General features: G+C 45.0%; 16 protein-coding genes. 15 read left to right on the top strand and 1 reads right to left on the bottom strand.

Annotated elements, in window-relative coordinates:
• Window positions 1-779: 779 nt before the first annotated feature.
• The 8 genes from CEF13_RS24135 to CEF13_RS24105 all read left to right on the top strand — a co-directional run bounded on the left by CEF13_RS24135 (window position 780) and on the right by CEF13_RS24105 (window position 9,127).
• Window positions 780-2,345, top strand: a complete 1,566-nt coding sequence (locus CEF13_RS24135; RefSeq protein WP_243864737.1) for a 2-isopropylmalate synthase — start codon at window positions 780-782, stop codon at window positions 2,343-2,345.
• A 40-nt stretch (window positions 2,346-2,385) separates the two neighbouring features.
• Window positions 2,386-3,198, top strand: coding sequence for a class I SAM-dependent methyltransferase (locus tag CEF13_RS24130; RefSeq protein ID WP_102714721.1), 813 nt, complete (start codon window positions 2,386-2,388; stop codon window positions 3,196-3,198).
• 536 nt (window positions 3,199-3,734) lie between these two features.
• Window positions 3,735-4,484, top strand: coding sequence for an ABC transporter ATP-binding protein (locus tag CEF13_RS24125; RefSeq protein ID WP_102714719.1), 750 nt, complete (start codon window positions 3,735-3,737; stop codon window positions 4,482-4,484).
• 63 nt (window positions 4,485-4,547) lie between these two features.
• A complete protein-coding gene (locus CEF13_RS24120) occupies window positions 4,548-4,790 on the top strand; it encodes a hypothetical protein (RefSeq protein ID WP_102714717.1) in 243 nt (80 codons plus the stop codon).
• 49 nt (window positions 4,791-4,839) lie between these two features.
• A complete protein-coding gene (locus CEF13_RS24115; RefSeq protein ID WP_166742895.1) occupies window positions 4,840-5,769 on the top strand; it encodes a polyprenyl synthetase family protein in 930 nt (309 codons plus the stop codon).
• Between the two features lie 129 nt (window positions 5,770-5,898).
• On the top strand, window positions 5,899-6,069 hold the full coding sequence (locus CEF13_RS28970; protein ID WP_166742896.1) for a competence pheromone ComX: 171 nt from the start codon (window positions 5,899-5,901) through the stop codon (window positions 6,067-6,069).
• A gap of 33 nt (window positions 6,070-6,102) precedes the next feature.
• On the top strand, window positions 6,103-8,499 hold the full coding sequence (locus CEF13_RS24110; RefSeq protein ID WP_102714713.1) for an ATP-binding protein: 2,397 nt from the start codon (window positions 6,103-6,105) through the stop codon (window positions 8,497-8,499).
• Complete coding sequence (locus CEF13_RS24105) at window positions 8,477-9,127, top strand: response regulator transcription factor (protein ID WP_102714711.1); 651 nt, start codon at window positions 8,477-8,479, stop codon at window positions 9,125-9,127. Before CEF13_RS24110 ends, CEF13_RS24105 begins: the two co-directional genes overlap by 23 nt.
• Before the next feature lie 92 nt (window positions 9,128-9,219).
• Here CEF13_RS24105 and CEF13_RS24100 read toward each other — a convergent pair whose 3' ends face one another.
• Window positions 9,220-11,157 (bottom strand): ABC-F family ATP-binding cassette domain-containing protein, encoded by a 1,938-nt coding sequence (locus CEF13_RS24100; protein ID WP_102714709.1) that lies wholly within the window; start codon window positions 11,155-11,157, stop codon window positions 9,220-9,222.
• A gap of 152 nt (window positions 11,158-11,309) precedes the next feature.
• On the opposite strand from CEF13_RS24100, the gene CEF13_RS24095 reads away from it, so the two are divergent.
• The 7 genes from CEF13_RS24095 to CEF13_RS24065 all read left to right on the top strand — a co-directional run bounded on the left by CEF13_RS24095 (window position 11,310) and on the right by CEF13_RS24065 (window position 17,847).
• On the top strand, window positions 11,310-11,918 hold the full coding sequence (locus CEF13_RS24095) for a 5-formyltetrahydrofolate cyclo-ligase (protein WP_243864738.1): 609 nt from the start codon (window positions 11,310-11,312) through the stop codon (window positions 11,916-11,918).
• Between the two features lie 57 nt (window positions 11,919-11,975).
• On the top strand, window positions 11,976-12,455 hold the full coding sequence (gene moaC / locus CEF13_RS24090) for a cyclic pyranopterin monophosphate synthase MoaC (RefSeq protein WP_102716537.1): 480 nt from the start codon (window positions 11,976-11,978) through the stop codon (window positions 12,453-12,455).
• Between the two features lie 29 nt (window positions 12,456-12,484).
• On the top strand, window positions 12,485-12,979 hold the full coding sequence (locus tag CEF13_RS24085) for a MogA/MoaB family molybdenum cofactor biosynthesis protein (protein ID WP_102714707.1): 495 nt from the start codon (window positions 12,485-12,487) through the stop codon (window positions 12,977-12,979).
• Complete coding sequence (locus CEF13_RS24080) at window positions 12,976-14,031, top strand: molybdopterin-binding protein (RefSeq protein WP_102714705.1); 1,056 nt, start codon at window positions 12,976-12,978, stop codon at window positions 14,029-14,031. The genes CEF13_RS24085 and CEF13_RS24080 overlap by 4 nt, the downstream gene beginning before the upstream one ends.
• Before the next feature lie 69 nt (window positions 14,032-14,100).
• The gene (locus CEF13_RS24075) at window positions 14,101-14,334 is read left to right on the top strand and encodes a twin-arginine translocase TatA/TatE family subunit (RefSeq protein ID WP_102714703.1); all 234 of its coding nucleotides are present in this window, start codon (window positions 14,101-14,103) and stop codon (window positions 14,332-14,334) included.
• Between the two features lie 60 nt (window positions 14,335-14,394).
• Window positions 14,395-15,216, top strand: coding sequence for a twin-arginine translocase subunit TatC (gene tatC / locus CEF13_RS24070; RefSeq protein WP_424991981.1), 822 nt, complete (start codon window positions 14,395-14,397; stop codon window positions 15,214-15,216).
• A gap of 483 nt (window positions 15,217-15,699) precedes the next feature.
• Window positions 15,700-17,847 (top strand): sensor histidine kinase, encoded by a 2,148-nt coding sequence (locus tag CEF13_RS24065; RefSeq protein WP_102714701.1) that lies wholly within the window; start codon window positions 15,700-15,702, stop codon window positions 17,845-17,847.
• Window position 17,848: the final 1 nt, after the last annotated feature.

The raw sequence follows: 17,848 nt of genomic DNA, 5'->3' as shown, positions 1-17,848 counted from the left end.
ATCCTTACGGAACTGCGATTTAGAGAGCTGCGGGTCGGTGCAACGCAGTCGAAGGATGCTTGAAACTCGCCTGGGAGCGGAACTTTGGAAGCAAGACCAGCTATCATTAGATGGGGCTGATCATTGCAAGTACATTGTTACGGTTAACCCCCGTAATCGGGTGCATATGAGTCAACATCCGGAGTTGGCCATATTGCTTAAGGTGGGCGTCCCTGCTCGTTTGCGAACGTATGGGTGTCAACAAGGGTGGTACCGCGCGGGTCTTTTATAGCCTGTCGTCTCTTGAATAAAGAGACGACAGGCTTTTCTTGTTGTCCAGAAGGTGGAGTATCCAGCTTGAAATACAGAAGCAACAAAAACATAGAGTGAAAACGCAATGAACAGGAGCAGTAGAACATTAGGCTGGCAAAGCGGTTATCGAGGCACCCACATATGGTGATGGGCTCGAAATCGAACAGAGAGCTGCGGATGGTGTGACGCAGTCGAAGCTGAGGTTTGAATCTCGCCTGGGAGCGGAGCGGTGGAATGAGGTGAAGTAAGACACTCAACCTTGTGTACATCGTTACGGCTAGCCGCCGTCATCAAGCTATTAAGCGGGCTCGGACCCCGCAGCAGGCTGCATGTTGTCTCAGTGATGACAATTGCGATTAGCTTCTGCACCAGGGTCCGGTCAATTAGAGTGGTACCACGGCAGCGTAAAGGCTCGTCGTCTCTTACAAGGAGATGACGGGCCTTTTTGTTATTCAACCATAACTAAAAAAATTTGGAGGCTGATGAAAATGACAAACGAAATGAAAAAAATTCAAATATTTGATACGACTTTACGAGATGGTGAGCAATCACCCGGAGCTTCTATTGATCCTGAACGTAAAATTATTATTGCTCGGCAGCTTGGAAAGCTTGGCATAGATGTGATCGAGCCGGGTTTCCCGGTTTCAAGCCCTGGTGATTTCGCAGCTGTACAGCAAATTTCACGCGAGCTGCAGCATGTGGAAATTGCGGGTTTCGCAAGAGCGGTTAAGATCGATATTGATGCTGCGGTGAAAGCGACGCAGGATGCGGCTCGCAGACGGCTGCATCTGTTCATCTCTTCGTCGGATATCCATCTAAACCATCAGCTGCGCAAATCACGTGACGAGGTCGTAAATATCGCACGTGAGATGGTGGCATACGGTAAACAATTTGTAGATGAAATTGAGTTCTCAGCTATGGACTCTACCCGTTCAGGCAGAGACTTTGTTATTCAGCTGGTAGAGGCTGTTATCGCTGAAGGGGCGACGATTATTAATCTGCCGGACACGCTTGGCTACGCCATGCCGGAAGAAATGAGCGAGCTGTTCCGTGTCGTGCGCAAGGAAGCAAGAGGAGGAGATACCGTTAGATACAGCGCGCATTGCCATAACGATCTGGGTCTTGCTGTGGCGAACAGTCTGGCTGCCATTCAGGCGGGCGCAACGCAAATCGAAGTGACTGTTAACGGTATTGGGGAGCGGGCTGGAAACTGTTCACTGGAAGAGCTTGTTATGGCGATTGAAACGCGCAAGGATGCTATTCAAGCGGAGACGAATATTCAAATTGGTGAAATTTATGAAACGTCGCGGATCGTGAGCCGCGCCATGCATTTCCCAATTGCTTATAACAAGCCGATTGTCGGTCGCAATGCGTTCCAGCATGAATCGGGCATCCATCAGGACGGGTTGCTTAAGAATCGCAATACGTATGAGATTATGGACCCCGAAGCGATGGGCATTCCTCGTAATATGATTGTGCTTGGCAAGCATTCGGGGCGACATGCTATTAAGCATCGGCTTTCAGAATTTGGAATCAAAATTACAGATGCACAGCTGCAGGACGTATACGACAAATTCAAAGAAAAAGCCGATGAGCAAAAGATGGTAACGGATGACGAGCTGATTCGTATAGCTGGTGAAATGACAGAGACGCAGCCTGATCCTTATGTGCTTGTGGATCTGCATGTTCATGCTGGTACGCAGCGCTCTCGAACGGCTACGGTAACGATACGTGAGAATGAATTCGGCGGAGAGCAATCCTACATCGCTATGGGGGCGGGGCCGATCGAAGCCGTAATCCATGCAATCCAGCAGGCTATTCCTGTCGCAGCTGAGTTCGAGGATCTGGAGCTTCATTCCTTATCGACAGGCGAGGATGCGCACGGCGAAGCAGCTGTTAGTATCGTGCACAAGGGCCAGCGCTTCCGCGGTACTTCGATACACAATGACATCGTGCTTGCAGCGGCTCAAGCTTATGTCGCAGCATGCAATCAAGCAGTTATGACAACAGGAAGCAGAATTGTAGAAGCTAGCTGGGGCCAAGCGTCCAACTGAGCCAGTTGATTCCCTAAACGGTTGAAGGGAGAGGATCAATTTGAATAAAATGATTGATTACTACAACCAATTTGATGAGTGGGGGCGTCTCGAAAGAGAGCCCCTTGAGTTTATCATTAATTGGCATCACATCAAAAGCATGCTTCCACAGAGCGGACATATATTGGATAACGGAGCAGGGCCCGGGAAATATGCGATGGAGCTGGCAAAACACAGCTATGACGTTACGTTGACCGATTTAACACCGCGGCTTGTACAGCTAGCACGTGAGAAAGCGGCGGAGTTGGGACTCACGGAGCGATATAGAGGCTTCCATACAGCCAATGCAACGAATTTGAGTCTATTTCCTTCCGAGCATTTCGATGCTTCTCTTATGCTGGGACCGTTATATCACCTGCAGCAGCTGGAGGAGAGAAATCTCGCAGCAAAGGAACTGTATCGCGTTACACGCCGCGGCGGTTATGTTTTTGTTGCTTTTATGAGCCGAACTCGGCATTTATTAACTTCGCTGGCTTATCCGCAAAGCTGGAAGCCTACCGATAATATGGAGGCTATAAGAGCTTTTCTGGACTCGGGCATATTCAATCATTCGGACGAGGGAAGGTTCACCGGTGTTTATTACTATAATATAGAGGATATTAAGCCTTTCATGGAGGCGCATGGGTTTGATACCGTTAAATTAATTGGATCATCCAGCATAGCGGGGGGACTGGGTGGAGAGCAGCTTGATTATTGGCGTTCTCGCGGTAAGAAAGAATATGCGAATTTTGTTCAATTGGTTTGTGAGTCAGCAGAAGATGTTCATTTATTAGGAGCATCCTCACATCTGTTATATATCGGAGTGAAAAAGTAACTCGTTATTCTTCCAATATTAGTGTTGTGCACAAAGTTATCCACAGTTGAGTGAAGAATTGTTGATAAAGCTGAAAAATCCCCGAAAATAAAGGATTTACTGAAGCTTAACATTGTGTGCGAAAAGGGGATAGTTTTTTCTCAAGTAAACTGTGGATATTGTGCATAACGTGGATAAATGACTATTAACTATGAAGAAGTACCTAGAATGCGACGAATTCCGCGGAAATACTACTGCATCATTAGGCATATATCGACAGAATTAACTAACAATTTATACAGAGGTGTGGATATCTTTGTGGATAATTGTTAATGAATATATTTGGAATAAAGCTTCCTTCTATGGTTTTGCTGCCTCCATTTGCGCTCTTTTTGCGGTCACGCAAAAAAAATGCGTGAATTACGAATGAGATTTTCGGTGAAAAACATAAGGGTATACGTTATCGTAATAGTATGACGCATACCAACAACACAAATCTCACCTTAAAACGATAAACTCAAACGTTCGTTAAAGTGTGAATGGAGGTTAGCCAAGGAATGGATAAGCAAACAGTCATTCAGGTAAGCTCGATCAGCAGGTACTATGGTGCGAATAAAGCGGTCAATGGAGTGTCCTTCCAAGTGCAAGAAGGAGAAATTTTTGGAATTATCGGCACAAACGGTGCAGGGAAAACAACACTGCTCGAAATGCTGATGGGCATTCGTATGCCGGATAGAGGCAGCATTCAGATTTTGGGATTGGACGCACTTATGGAAGTAGAACGTTTGAAGGAAGACATAGGCATCCATCTGCAAAGTACTTCCTTAGTCGATAAAATGAATGTTCGCGAGGCATTGGAGCTATTCCAAGGTTTTTATGATCGAAAAAGTGATTTGGATTTAATTGTTGAACAGCTGGGTTTAGGGCCTTATGAGAATAAAATGATCAAGCGCTTGTCAGGCGGCTGGAGACAGCGGACTGCTCTTGCTATTGCACTCGTAAATGATCCGAAAATCATTTTTCTGGACGAGCCTACAACCGGTTTGGATCCACAAGCCAAACAAGAATATTGGTCTTTATTGCGCCAATTAAAGCAGCAGGGTAAAACGATTGTCGTTGCCTCTCATGATATGGATGAGATACAACGAAATTGTAGTCGAGTTGCTGTAATGCGCAAGGGCGAGCTCGTCATATGCAATCATCCTTCCAAGCTTATTTCGGGGTTGCCTGGCGGCGGGATGACGATGGAAGCCGTATATATGTATTATGCTGCTGATGCAGGGAGTATCAGCGTTAAGGTTGTATAGATAGGTAGGCACAAAAAAATTGAATTAGCTTTTACGTATACACCAAGGAGGGCTTTGAAGCACATGGATCATCGTGATCGCATCGAAAGTCCGTCAGTCGAGCGCAGAAAACTAATCGAGAAAAGAATGGAGATGGTTGGACTTTTATTTCAAAGAATGGGCGAGGGGGAGAGCTGCGGAGAGGATCGCAAAGAAAGCGATCAAAACGAAAATAAAAAGCGCATAAGCAAAACCGACTGTTACGGCAAAACGAGAATGTATTGGGTGAGAAGATTTGTTAATGTAGTACATGGTATGTTTCCTTAAGCAATCATTGTATAATAGAATGATGTTGAATCAAGCGGAGGAACAAACGGTGAAGGATAGCATTCCACTCATAGAGCAGAAGATGCGCGAGCTGGTTCAGCAATGGTTTACGGCTGAGCCTCTGGTGCATTTTACTGAGCTTTTTATAGCGGAGAAAGTGCGGGAATCATTGAAGTTTGGGCAAATGACTATCGTACATTTCCGAATGTTCGGCGGTACAGGAGATCATGTTCATCAAGCGGCAGCGGCTGTAGAGCTGTTTATATTGGCATCAGATATATTAGATGATTTACAGGATCAGGATGCTCCTGCAAAAGCTTGGATGAAAGCCCCGCAGGCTGTGTCGATTCATGTCGCGTCTTCTCTCTTGACGCTATCTCAGCAAGCTATGCTTGATTGCTCGATGGATAACGACATTCGAGTGGCATTAATGGAAATGATGAATCGTCAGCTCTTGCTTGCGGCCAACGGGCAAATGAATGATATTATGAATGAAATAACGGATGAATCGACTTATTTGGAAATGGTCAAACAGAAATCTGCGGCGTTGCTGGTTTTTGCTTGTATGACTGGCGTTATGCTGGCAGGACAGCCATGGAATCAGACGGTTGCGGAGTATGCAATAGAAGTAGGTGTTGCCGCTCAACTCCAGAATGATCTTCAAGACTTGCTGCGCTGGGATGATAAGAGCGATTTCCTGCAGCGAAAGCTTACACTTCTTACGCTGTATTTGCTAGAGGGCGAGGCAGAAGAGGATCGCTGGATAAATGATTATTTCCAAGGCCGATTATCGCTGGAAGAGGCGATGCTCAGCAGGGAACGATTCCAAGAAGCCTGTGAACGTACGGGAGCTATTTTGTACGGTTCTGTCATGAGTCGGTTGCACTATAATAGATTCGAAGAATTACTAGGTACTATCCAGGAAGCAAGTCCTTGGAAAGCAACTTTTTTGCAAATAATAAATGAAGAAATTGCATAACAACAAACCACGCAAAACCTCTTTCGGTAAATACGAATCAGTTTTGCGTTTCCTGTCGTATCTTTTCCTGTTATAGTAAAAATGTATCAAAAATAATAAAAAAATGACTAGAGAAGCGGAGGAGTTAAAATGTTGAAAGAAACAATTCGTCAATTGGTAAGCGGTACTGAAAAAATGTCTATGGCTATGGGTGGACAACCTCAGTTAGCAGGTATTTCTGCAGCCGAACAGAAAGCTCTTCTTGGTGAACTGAACAATAAAAACGAGAAGAACAGCGGTTACGCATTCTTGTGGAACTAGAAATTTGATTATGTTTGAAGGGAAGAGGACTACATGAGACCAACCTTACTTAATCGCTTACTTTCCATCCTCTTCCTAGTAGTACTTTTTTCAACCCTTTTGTATCTGACTGCAGTTATTGTCAGAATTCCATCTATTGGCGCGGTACTACTGCAGGAGTCGGAGAATCGATATTTTGTGAAATCAATGGAGCCTGCCGGGCAAGCGGAAATAAAAGGCATTCGAATTGGCGATCAAATATTGGAAGTTAATGGCGAGCCAGTCTACGATTTTGAAAATGTGAAAAAGTACAATTTAATAGAATATGCAGATAACGTTTTGGTATTACATAGCGATAAAACAACACAAAACATTATTTTCCAAAAAGGATGGACAGGTGATCATTCTGTTTGGGAATTATTAATACAATTATATATTCCGGGTATATCGCTCGTTGTTTTTTGTGCATTCTCGGGTTTCCTTTATGCAAAGCGCAGAAATGATAAAGCAGCTATTATGCTCATTTTATTTTTTATTTCTATTGGATTAAGCTACTACAGCTCAGCAGCTTCAAACCGAAGCGACCCAATTGGCATAACAATTATTTATCTTGTTTTGCCACAAATACCGTTAATATTTATGACCTTTATGAATATTTACTTGAAGAGATTTGATGTTCACTTTATTAATAGGCGAGTATTACACGTTCTGTTTGCTTTAGTTGGCTTAGTAGGGATAGCAAGTCTAGTTTATATTTGGACTGACCTGTCATCTATTGAAATATTTACTTATATTCAAATGGCCTATAGCGGTACAGTGCTAATAGGTAATTTTGTATGTGTGTACATGCTTATTCGAAAGTTTATCAAGCATCGTCGTACAAAACTACATTCATTATTCACTATCACTTTAATATCTCATCTTGTAGCTTTTACGCCATTTGCATTATTGAATTTACTTCCTCAAATTTTTGGAGCGGAACAAATTTTACCTGCAGCATTTACGGCACTCTTCCTATTCGTACTTCCAATCGTTTATTTCTATTTATCTACTTCGAATCAGCTGTTCGATATTGATTTTATATTAACGAGGTTCAAATACTATACGGCGCTTGCTTTACTGCCCTCCATCATCGTAGCCGGATTAGTTGCTTTTGTAATACTAGGTGAGAACAGTTCGTCATGGTCCGCATGGTTTGGCATATTTTTTGTCATCTATATCGGAATGACGTTGTTTTTATATGCAAAGGAACAAATAGATCAGCGTTTCAGGCCGAAGCTGTTCAAAGCGATGTACAGCTATCAGGATAGCCTTGATCGTTTCTCCCGCAAAATTGCTCGAGTCATGAAGCAAAGTGATCTTGAAGCGGTACTTAAACAAGAAATATCAGAGCTTTTGCCGGTGAACCGAATCTCTTTCCTACTCGTAGAACAATCGGAGAATACCGTGTATCCGATGGGTGAGCACCCTGAGGAACTTATTACAGCAGAGTTTCTGCTGGGCACGGTAAATGATATTCAGGTTGGCGAACTCATTGACTTGCCTTATGGATTAGGGCTTGTAATTGGCAGGCAACGGACGCGATACCACATATTGTGGATTGGTTTGAAGACGAATCATACTCGTTTCAACTCGGATGAGATTCGTTGGTTGAAAACAATGGCCAACTATGCAAGCATCGTGTTTGAAAATTTATATTTGATTGAAGGGCTGATCGAAGATCTTGAGTCTGAGGTTCGTAAAGAGCATTCTACCTCGCCTTGGGTGCTGCGCCTGTTATTTTGCTTGTCGGAGAACGAGCGGAGAAAGCTTGCAGCTGATTTGCATGATTCTGCCCTTCAGGATCAGCTTCTCTGGTATCGCAAGCTTGAAGCGGTTATGATGGATTATCCTATTTCCAATAAGCTTGGCCGTGAGCTAGAGGATATTAAAGAAGGCTTGCTTGATGTAATCCATCAAATTCGTGAGACATGCAATGAGCTGCGCCCGCCGCTTCTGAAGGAAATGGGTGTAATTGAAGCTGTTGAGTCCATTATTGAGCATACGCAAATGCGTGTGAATTTTGCAGTTGATTTCAATGCTCAACCGTTTAGCCGTCCCCTTAATGAGGAGCAAATAACGGCAATTTATCGAATCGTGCAAGAATTGCTGCGAAATGCGGATAAGCATTCCCAGGCGAAATTGGTTACTCTTGAGCTTGAGCAGCGCAAAGGGACTATCTATTTCCGTTATCAGGATGATGGTGTTGGCATGGATGTGAATCAAATGATCGCATCATTTGAACATATGGGGTTGTCGGGAATAAAAGAGCGGGTAACAGGTCTTGAAGGAGACATTTCTTTTTATTCTCAATGCGGTAACGGCCTGGAGGTTATTATTCTGTTGCCAGAAATGATGACAACCGGTATATCGGAGAGGGGTATATCTCGTGATTCGTATCTTATTAGTTGATGATCATCCATCTGTGGGTGAAGGTACCAAAACCATGATTGAGCAAGATTGCGAAATGAAGGTATCCGTTGTCCTATCTGCAGTTGAGGCATTGGATATCGTACAAATTGAGCAATTTGATCTCATTTTATGTGATTTAAATATGCCAGGCATTAGCGGACTAGAATTAACGAAGCGACTTATTCAACAGGATCCCGAGCGAAAGGTTATTATATATTCCGGCTATGAGATTGGTTCGCATTTCAACCTGCTTATCGAATCCGGCGTATCTGGCTTTATATCCAAGACCGTATCCCGAGAACAGCTTCATAATGCGATTCGATGCGTAATGCGCGGTGATACTGTAATTCCAATCTCCTTATTGAAGCAGCTTAGACGGCACGAGATCACGATAGGTCGTGCGGAAGTTGCGATTGAGGATGTTTCGATCAATGAAAAAGAACAAATTATATTAAATGAGGTCGCAACTGGTATCAGCAATAAGGAGCTAGCGGTTATGCTTCATGTCAGTCAACGAAATGTCGAATATCAGTTATCTCGTATTTTTGAGAAGCTGAATGTTCGCTCGCGTTCCGAAGCGATCAAAGAAGCACAGCGTCTAGGCATTATTCGTTCGGAGCAGTTTTAAATAAAACAGTAACGGCAGGCCTAGGATTACTCCATAGCCTGCCGTTTTATATGTTAGCTTCTGTTAACTACACGATGTGATTATATTTGAGCTTACATGAGCTGTTCCCATTCTTCATAAGCGGCTGCAAGGGAAGATTTGAATGTTTCGATGGACGCCTGAATTTCTTGAATTCGGATATAATCATTGAATATTGCAGGATCGGTTAACTGCAGCTCCAATTGTTCAATTTGCTGCTCCAAATTTGCAATTTCCTGTTCTAGCTGCTCGATCTTGCGCTGTCTTGTACGTTCATCACGTTTCGCCTGTTTATTAGCTTCGTAAGAGGTTGCCGGTATATTATCGGAATTCGTACCAGCTTTTGAGCCTGCTGTCAATTGTTTTGATAGTTTTTCCAGACGTTCTTCTTCTATTTCCATTTTTTTCTCTATCATTTCGTCATAATTTCCTAGGAAATGTTCCGTACCGGTTGGTTTAAGTTCTATAATTCGTTCTGCCATTTTGTTCAGGAAATAACGGTCATGAGAGATGAACAGCAGCGTTCCATCATAATCCAATAAAGCTGCTTCCAATACCTCTTTACTGTATAGATCCAGATGATTGGTAGGCTCGTCCAAAATGAGCACATTTGCTTGAGCCAGCATAAGCTTGGCGAGTGAAACACGTGCTTTCTCACCGCCGCTAAGCGAGGAAACCCGCTTGAGTACATCTTCACCGCTGAACAAAAAGTTGCCGAGTACAGTACGAATTCGTGCCTCCTCCATATGGGGATAATTCCCCCATACTTCTTCCAGTACCGTGTTTTGTCCGTTAAGACGTGTTTGTTCCTGGTCATAATAACCGATTTTCACGTGGGTACCGAATCGAATGGTACCGGAAGAAGGCTCATTCTGGCCCACAATTACTTTAAGAAGTGTTGATTTCCCAATTCCGTTTGGTCCAATCAAGGCCACTGTCTCGCCTCGGGTTAATTGAAAGGAGACATTGCGGAATATAGGTTTATCATGGCCGTCGAACGTAACGGAAATATCTTCAACCGCTAGAACATCCTTTCCGGTGGAACGTTCGATTTCAAAGCTGAAATGAGCTTTTTTCAAATCACCCATAGGCTTGTCGAGACGTTCCATCTTGTCTAATGTCTTGCGCCTGCTTTGCGCTCGCTTCGTCGTTGAGGCTCTTACGAGATTACGCTGGACGAATTGCTCCATCCGCGATATTTCATCCTGCTGCTTCTCAAATTGCTTCAAATTAATTTCGTATTCAGCCGCTTTCAGTTCCATATAACGGCTATAGTTGCCTGTATATCGCTTAGAGGTATGACGCTCGATTTCAATAATAGTTTGGGCAAGCGCATCGAGAAAGTATCGGTCATGCGATACAACAAGAATAGCACCTGAATATCCGCGTAAATAAGACTCCAGCCAAGTCAATGTCTCAATGTCGAGATAGTTCGTCGGCTCATCGAGCATAAGTAAATCTGGCGCTTGCAGTAGAATACGAGCCAAGGCCAAACGGGTTTTCTGACCGCCGCTTAGCGTTGCGATTAGTGTGTCTGGAGGGAAATCTCCAAAACCCATTCCGTGAAGAACGCTGTTAATGCGTGTATTGATCTCGAAGCCGCCCTGCTCACGGAACCAATCTGAACGTTTGGAGTATCGCTCCAATATATCGGCATATTTTTTCTCATCGGCGTGAAGCGCTGGATCAGAAATCTTTATCTCCAGCTCGCGCAGCTCTTGCTCAGCTTCCAACAAGTGTGAAAAAACAGCGCGCATTTCTGCTTCAATTGTGCGATTGGACTGCAGACCGCTATTTTGTGCTAAGTAGCCTATTTTCGTTTCCTTTGCCTTGTGAATTGCGCCAGAGTCGGCGGACATTTCACCTGCAATAATTTTTAACAGGGTTGATTTTCCTGCGCCGTTGACGCCAACGAGTCCCACTCGTTCACGCTCTTGAACCTGCAATGAAATATTGGATAATACGACGTTTACGCCGTAGCTCTTCGTAATATTAGAAACCTGCAGCAGCATTTTGAAACCTCCACCAAATAATTGTAAAGACCATTGCTCTCGTTCTATATTAGTGTACCATAAACGAGCGCTAACATTGGCGAAAGTTGCATAACAGTGGTAAACTACAGTTAATGAAATATAATGCTGGGAAGCAGAATAGGTGAATACTTTTGAGTGATCGAATGGAACGTGACATGAAAGCTCACATACGCAATATGATGACACAGAAGCGAAACAGCTTGTCTGACGAGCAACGAAGGATTTCGTCAGAATCCGCCTGCTTAAGCGCGCAGAAATGGTTAGAGAGTCGTTCTGCCGAATCATTTATGGTCTATGCTCCCTTTCGGAGCGAGCTGGATTTAACGCTGTTGGTGGAATGGGGCTGGAAGTCCGGAAGAGCGGTTATTGTACCGCGCTGTAAAGCTGAGGACCGAACGATGACTCTTCATTATTTGCGCAGCTGGGACGAGCTTGTACCAGGCGCATATGGCATTATGGAACCTCATTCAGCAGCTAGTCCGCCCATTAATGATTTTGTGCCCGATGTGGTGTTTGTGCCTGGTCTTGCGTTTGATCGTGCTGGGGGAAGACTCGGTTACGGCGGCGGCTATTATGACCGGTTTGCAGAGGCGCAGCTTGCATGCTCGGAAGCAGCGGAGCGGACCTCCTTATGGATTGGAGCTGCTTTTGAGATACAGCTTATTGATGACGTGCCCATAGAAAAGCATGATTTACAGATAGATGGCTTACTAACCGAACAAGGTATTTACATGGTTTAAATGCTGCTTGTCTTCAGCGAGAGATGCAGCTGTTAATAGAAGAGAGGGATGAAGCAAGTGGAGCTGACTCATTTCAATGAGCAAGGTCGGGCGCGAATGGTGGATATCTCCGACAAGGAAGTCACTTCACGAAGCGCGACTGCTCAAACGATTGTTAAGATGAAACCGGACACATTAGCCCAAATAAATGCAGGAATGATCGGTAAAGGCGATGTGCTGGCAGTAGCTCAGGTTGCAGCAATTATGGCAGCAAAAAAAACGGCAGATTGGATTCCAATGTGCCATCCGCTTCCGCTGACAGGCATCAATATCGTATTTAGCGATAATGGGACGGATGAGCTTTACATAGAAGGAACTGTCAAGACAACTGGCAAGACCGGCGTTGAGATGGAGGCGCTGACCGCTGTGTCAGCTGCAGCGTTAACTGTCTATGACATGTGCAAGGCGCTGCAAAAGGATATGATAATCGGACCGACGCAGCTTGTATCCAAAACCGGCGGGAAAAGCGGCGATTATCACGTTTCGTCTAACCCATGAACGGACTAGGGATGGGAGGTATGGGGTAAATGCGGTGGAAGGTAGCTATATTAACAGCAAGCGATAAGGGCTCACGTGGAGAACGGGAAGATACTAGCGCACAAGTTATTCGTGAGTTGATTGAAGAAGAATTGGGCGGAGAGATTATCGATTACCGCATAGTTCCGGATGAGCAGGATGAGATTATGGCAGCAATTATTGAAATGACAGAATATTTCCATGCTGATCTTGTGTTAACGACAGGCGGAACAGGGCTAGCAGAGCGTGATGTTACACCAGAAGCGACTCTAAAAGTGATTGATCGCGCCGTTCCAGGCATAGCTGAGGCCATGCGGATGGGAGCCATCCAGAAGACAAGAAGGGCAATGCTTTCACGCGGGGTATGCGGTATTCGCGGAAGATCACTCATCGTCAACTTGCCGGGCAGCCCCAAGGGCGTACAAGAAAGCTTGATGGCGATTATGGATCAATTGCCGCATGCGCTGGGCATTTTGTCCGGACAACTGGGGGAACATAACATATGAGTGCAAATCAGCATCATTCAAATGAAGCAATCGAGCAGCATGGAACAACAGTGCTGAAGGAAGTGTCGATTTATGATGCGATTGGCTTACGGCTTGCCCATGATTTAACACGAATTATTCCGGGGAAATTCAAAGGCCGTTTATTCAAGAGAGGCCATGTTGTTACGGAAGAAGACATTCCAAGCCTTCTAGATATCGGTAAAGAGCATATTTATATAATGGAACTTGGGGACAACGAGCTTCATGAAGATGATGCGGCTATTCGTATGGCTGAAGCCTTGTATGCTGAACATATGCAATTATCGGAGCCGCATGAAGGCAAGGTTAGCATAAAGTCGACGCTGCTTGGCTTGGCTAATATAAATAAAGACATAGTTGATGCCATTAATGGCTTGGGCGAAATTGCTTTGGCGACGCTTCAGACGAATACGGTCGTTAAGCCAGGCCAGATTATAGCAGCAACCAGAGCAATTCCGCTTGTTGTGCCGAGAAATAAAGTCGAGACGGTTGAGCAGCTGGTTAAGCAATTCCGAACGGCTCATGAAGGCTCTGCTCCTATTACAATACGGCCTTTCCGCAAGCTGCGAGTCGGATTGCTGACGACAGGCGGCGAAGTGTTTACAGGCAGAATCGAAGACAAATTTGGTCCAGCTGTGCGAGACAAGATTGAGCAGTTAGGTTCCGAGGTAGCTGAACAGCGATTTGCACCAGACGATCGACATACAATTGTCAAAGAAATACACTATTTGCTCAATCAACGTTATGATATGATACTAGTGACGGGCGGAATGTCAGTTGATCCTGACGATCGTACGCCGGGTGCTATCAAAGCCGCAGGGGCTGAAATTATAAGCTACGGCACGCCAATGCTGCCAGGATCGATGCTCCTCATGGGTTACCTGGAAGGAGTGCCGATCATGGGCTTGCCAGGCTGTGTCATGCATGATCCATATACCTCATTCGATGTTCTTCTGCCACGTATCCTCGCAGGAGATATTATCGTCCGTGAGGACATCGTTAATATGGGGTACGGTGGATTATACAGCTGCTAGCTGCTATAAAACCCCATACATAGTAACGGGGAATTAGGAATGGAAAAAATGAAATAGGAGGTTTTCAAAATGAGTGGAATTGGTGCAACGGGATTTATACTTCTCGTATTGGTTGCTTTGCTGCTGTTTGGTCCGAACAAATTGCCAGAGCTTGGCCGTGCATTTGGACGTACGCTGCGTGAGTTTAAAGCTGGCGCAAGAGAAATTATGGAAGATGATGACCGCAAGGATAAACAATCGTCTCAAGCAGAAGTGAATCGGTCAGAGAATAGTGATAAAGACAATAAGCGGCTTCCGGACTAATCGGGCCCGCTTTTTTCTTGATTAAAAGGATGCAGCGGAAAGCGAAGGAGGGAAGCACTCGTGGGATCGGAACCAAACAGTAAATCGGAGCAGAAGTCTCGCAGAGAACTGCTTCGCGAGGAAGGGCTAATGCCGCTTCTTGAGCATCTTGGAGAGCTTAGGAAGCGACTCATATATGTTATCATTATTCTTACTTTGGGATTAGTCGTCGGGCTCATATTTGCAGAGCCGGCTTATAATTTCTTAATGAGTCAGAAACCAGCGAACACCATATCGTTACATACGTTTTCGTTATGGGACGGAATTGGCATGTATATGAAGTTTGCATTTGTTATAGCCTTAATTTTGGCTATGCCTGTCATAGCTTATCAGCTATGGGCGTTCGTAAAGCCCGCCCTGCGTAAAAATGAGCAGCGTTCGACATTGAAATATGTACCGTTTGCTTTGTTTATGTTTTTGCTTGGATTAGCATTTTCTTATTTTGTCGTATTCCCGCTGGCCTTTAACTTTACGAGAACGGTATCTCAGCATCTAAATCTTGAAGAAACATACGGAATTGCGCAATATTTTGCCTTCATGTTTAACTTGTTGATTCCGATATCTTTGTTGTTTGAGCTGCCGCTCGTCATTATGTTCCTGACAGCAGCCCGGATATTGAATCCAATGCGGCTTCGCAAAATGCGGCGCCTTGCGTATTTCATTATGGTTTTTATTGGAGTCGTCATTACTCCGCCGGATTTCATATCCGACATTTTAGTAGCGATTCCATTGATTCTCTTGTATGAAATCAGCGTATTTCTTTCAGGCACCGTGTACAAAAAGCAGCTGGCTGCTGATGCGAAATGGGAAGCTGATTATGAAGATCAATTAATGAATACGTAGTAAGAAGGAGAGGGCATGCAGCCTCTTCTTTTTTTAACACTATAGAATTTATATGTTTTCGAGGCGGAACGAAAGTATTCCGCCTCATTGTCGAACAGTCACTTTCGTGTTTCTAGATTGTAAGTCAAAAGAGGAAATACCATTAAAGATTGTGCGGGATATGGATGTAATGGATGGGGGAGATCCGTCTGTACCTTCACGGTTCTCGTGTTAGGAATGTCAAGGGATTATGGATCCTCTATATTACAAGAGTGTGCATGGGTACGAGTACCGAATATATGAATGAAGTAAGTTTGTTGGGTTAGCACAATAAAGGACCGGAGGCATGGCCTCCGGTTTTTCTTACGTTCAAAAAAGGACCTCATCGTGATGTTTGTGTTCAACGCCTCGTAGATTTTTGCAGGGTACATTTTCCTTTAATGATGATAGTATTAGATAATCAACTTACTTATTGCGTTCTTGTAGATTGGGGTTAGGTTCATAATGAGGGGTATTCTCCGATTCGGTTCTCGTTCTATCTTGCTTTATATAATTGCTGCCGTTGTTATTGGTTTGATTGTAAGCTATGCCGTCATCTCTGAACCGGACTCCCCTAAGTTCCAAAGTGAAGAAGGCATTCTGGATTTAACGCAGGTTCATGTCAGTGAGAATCCGGTAAAGTTAAAAGGGGAGTGGGCGTTCTACTGGCAAGAGCTGCTGTCGCCTGAGGACATACAGATTCGTTCTACAAGGGACGGAAATCATGACCGCTGGATCAGCATCCCGGGCTCATGGTTAGGCTATCAATTAGATGGTCAGCTGCTGAACGGTACAGGCTTTGCAACCTTTCGGGTGGTCATTGAGCTTAGCGAGCAGGATAGAAATGAGCGGCTTGCTCTGCGGCTGCCTACCATCTTTCATGCGTATAAATTATGGGTGAATGGCGAGCTGCTGGCAGAAGTTGGTGTGGTTGGTCAGGACAAGAGTAGCGTGACACCGCGTCTGGCAACGAAGCTGGTGTTCTTTCAGCCCGAGAATGACAGGGTGGAGCTGGTTATGCAAGTTGCCAACTTCCATCATAAGCGAGGCGGCATCACCAAGTATATAGAGCTCGGCGGTAGTGATGTGTTGACGATCAGGACAAATCTGAGAATCGCTGCTGAAATGTTCATCACCGCAAGCCTGCTGGTGATTGGCGTGTATCACCTGCTGTTGTTTGTGCTGCGACGCAAAGACAGGGCTTCATTGTATTTTGGTCTGTACACCGCGTTGTCCGGTATCCGATCCTTGCTGGTCGGCGAGCTCTTGCTCACACAATGGTGGCCAGCATTTCCATGGGGCTTGCAGTTCAAGATCGAGTACCTGATTCTTTGCAGCATTGGTTATATCGTCACGATGTACTTTGATAGCATTTTTCCGAATTATGTGTCGCGTTGGTTTCATCTTGGCACGCGGATCGTTACCGGCGCATACTGTATCGTTGTTGTGGTGACCCCTGCACTTCTATATACCAAAATGTTACTGATGATCGGTGTGATGGTTGTTCTGCATATGGTTTATCTGATGGTTGGGCTGGTCAAAGCGGCTGTGTGGCGTATGGAGGGAGCGCTAATCTTCCTGTTGGTGTCGGTGGTTGGTTTAGCTACTGTCGTCAACGATTTTTTATATTACAATGAAAGGTCACGAATCGGAAATACATCTCCGCTTGGTCTGTTGGTGTTTACGATCGCACAGATGATTCTGCTTTCGTCGAGATTTACGAGGGCGGCTTCGAACGAGGAGAGAATTGCACTTGAGCTGCAGGACGCTAACAACAAGCTGACTGAAATGAATATGAGTTTGGAACAGACCGTGCAGGAACGCACACAGGCCTTATCCGCAGCTCATGATGATCTCCGCACTTCGTATGACCGATTGCTTCACTCCGAGGAAGGGAGGAAGAAGCTCCTTGCCTATATTACGCATGATCTGCGTATGCCTCTGTCCAGCATGCTTGGTTATGTCGAGGCTGTGCAGGACAGAGTCAAGCCGGAGCGCGATGAACAGTACTTGAAGTATATCCGGGATAACACGATAAGGATTAACCGCATGATCGAGGAGTTGTCATTCTTGTCGCATTTGGAGACGGGACAAGTCTCGTACCGAATGGAGCCGGTTCATGTGATTCACTTCTTGCGTAGTTTTTTTGAACAATATGAGCTGGTTGTGCGTGACGCAGGGTTGGATTTCATACTGGATATCGGAGATGCGGAAGATCAACGATCGAACTTGCCTGTTGTCGGGATGGATGCGCAAAGATTAGAGCAAGCGTTGTTTAATCTAGTATCGAACGCGATGAAGTTCACCTCTAGGGGTGGGCTGGTGCGTATTGCGTTAGCTGTGGACGAGGTGAATCCTACCCGCTATGCGATAATTAGCGTACAAGATTCTGGCACAGGTATTCCCCCGGATCAGCTCGAGCAAATCTTCAATCGTAATTACAAGTATGATCGACCGGGCGTGGAGAAGGGAGTAGAGGGCAGCGGACTCGGGCTGGCGATTTGCAGGGAAATCGTACAAGCGCATGGAGGGACGGTTCGAGCGGAGAGCGACGGCAAGACGGGGTCGATATTCTATGTATCGCTGCCTTGTATTGTAAATGAAGGAAGGTGAC

The organism is Paenibacillus castaneae, from assembly GCF_002884445.1.
In the GTDB taxonomy this organism is placed as follows: Bacteria; Bacillota; Bacilli; order Paenibacillales; family Paenibacillaceae; genus Pristimantibacillus; species Pristimantibacillus castaneae.
The sequence above is the reverse complement of the archived record's forward strand: the minus strand, read 5'-3'. Positions and strand labels throughout refer to the sequence as shown.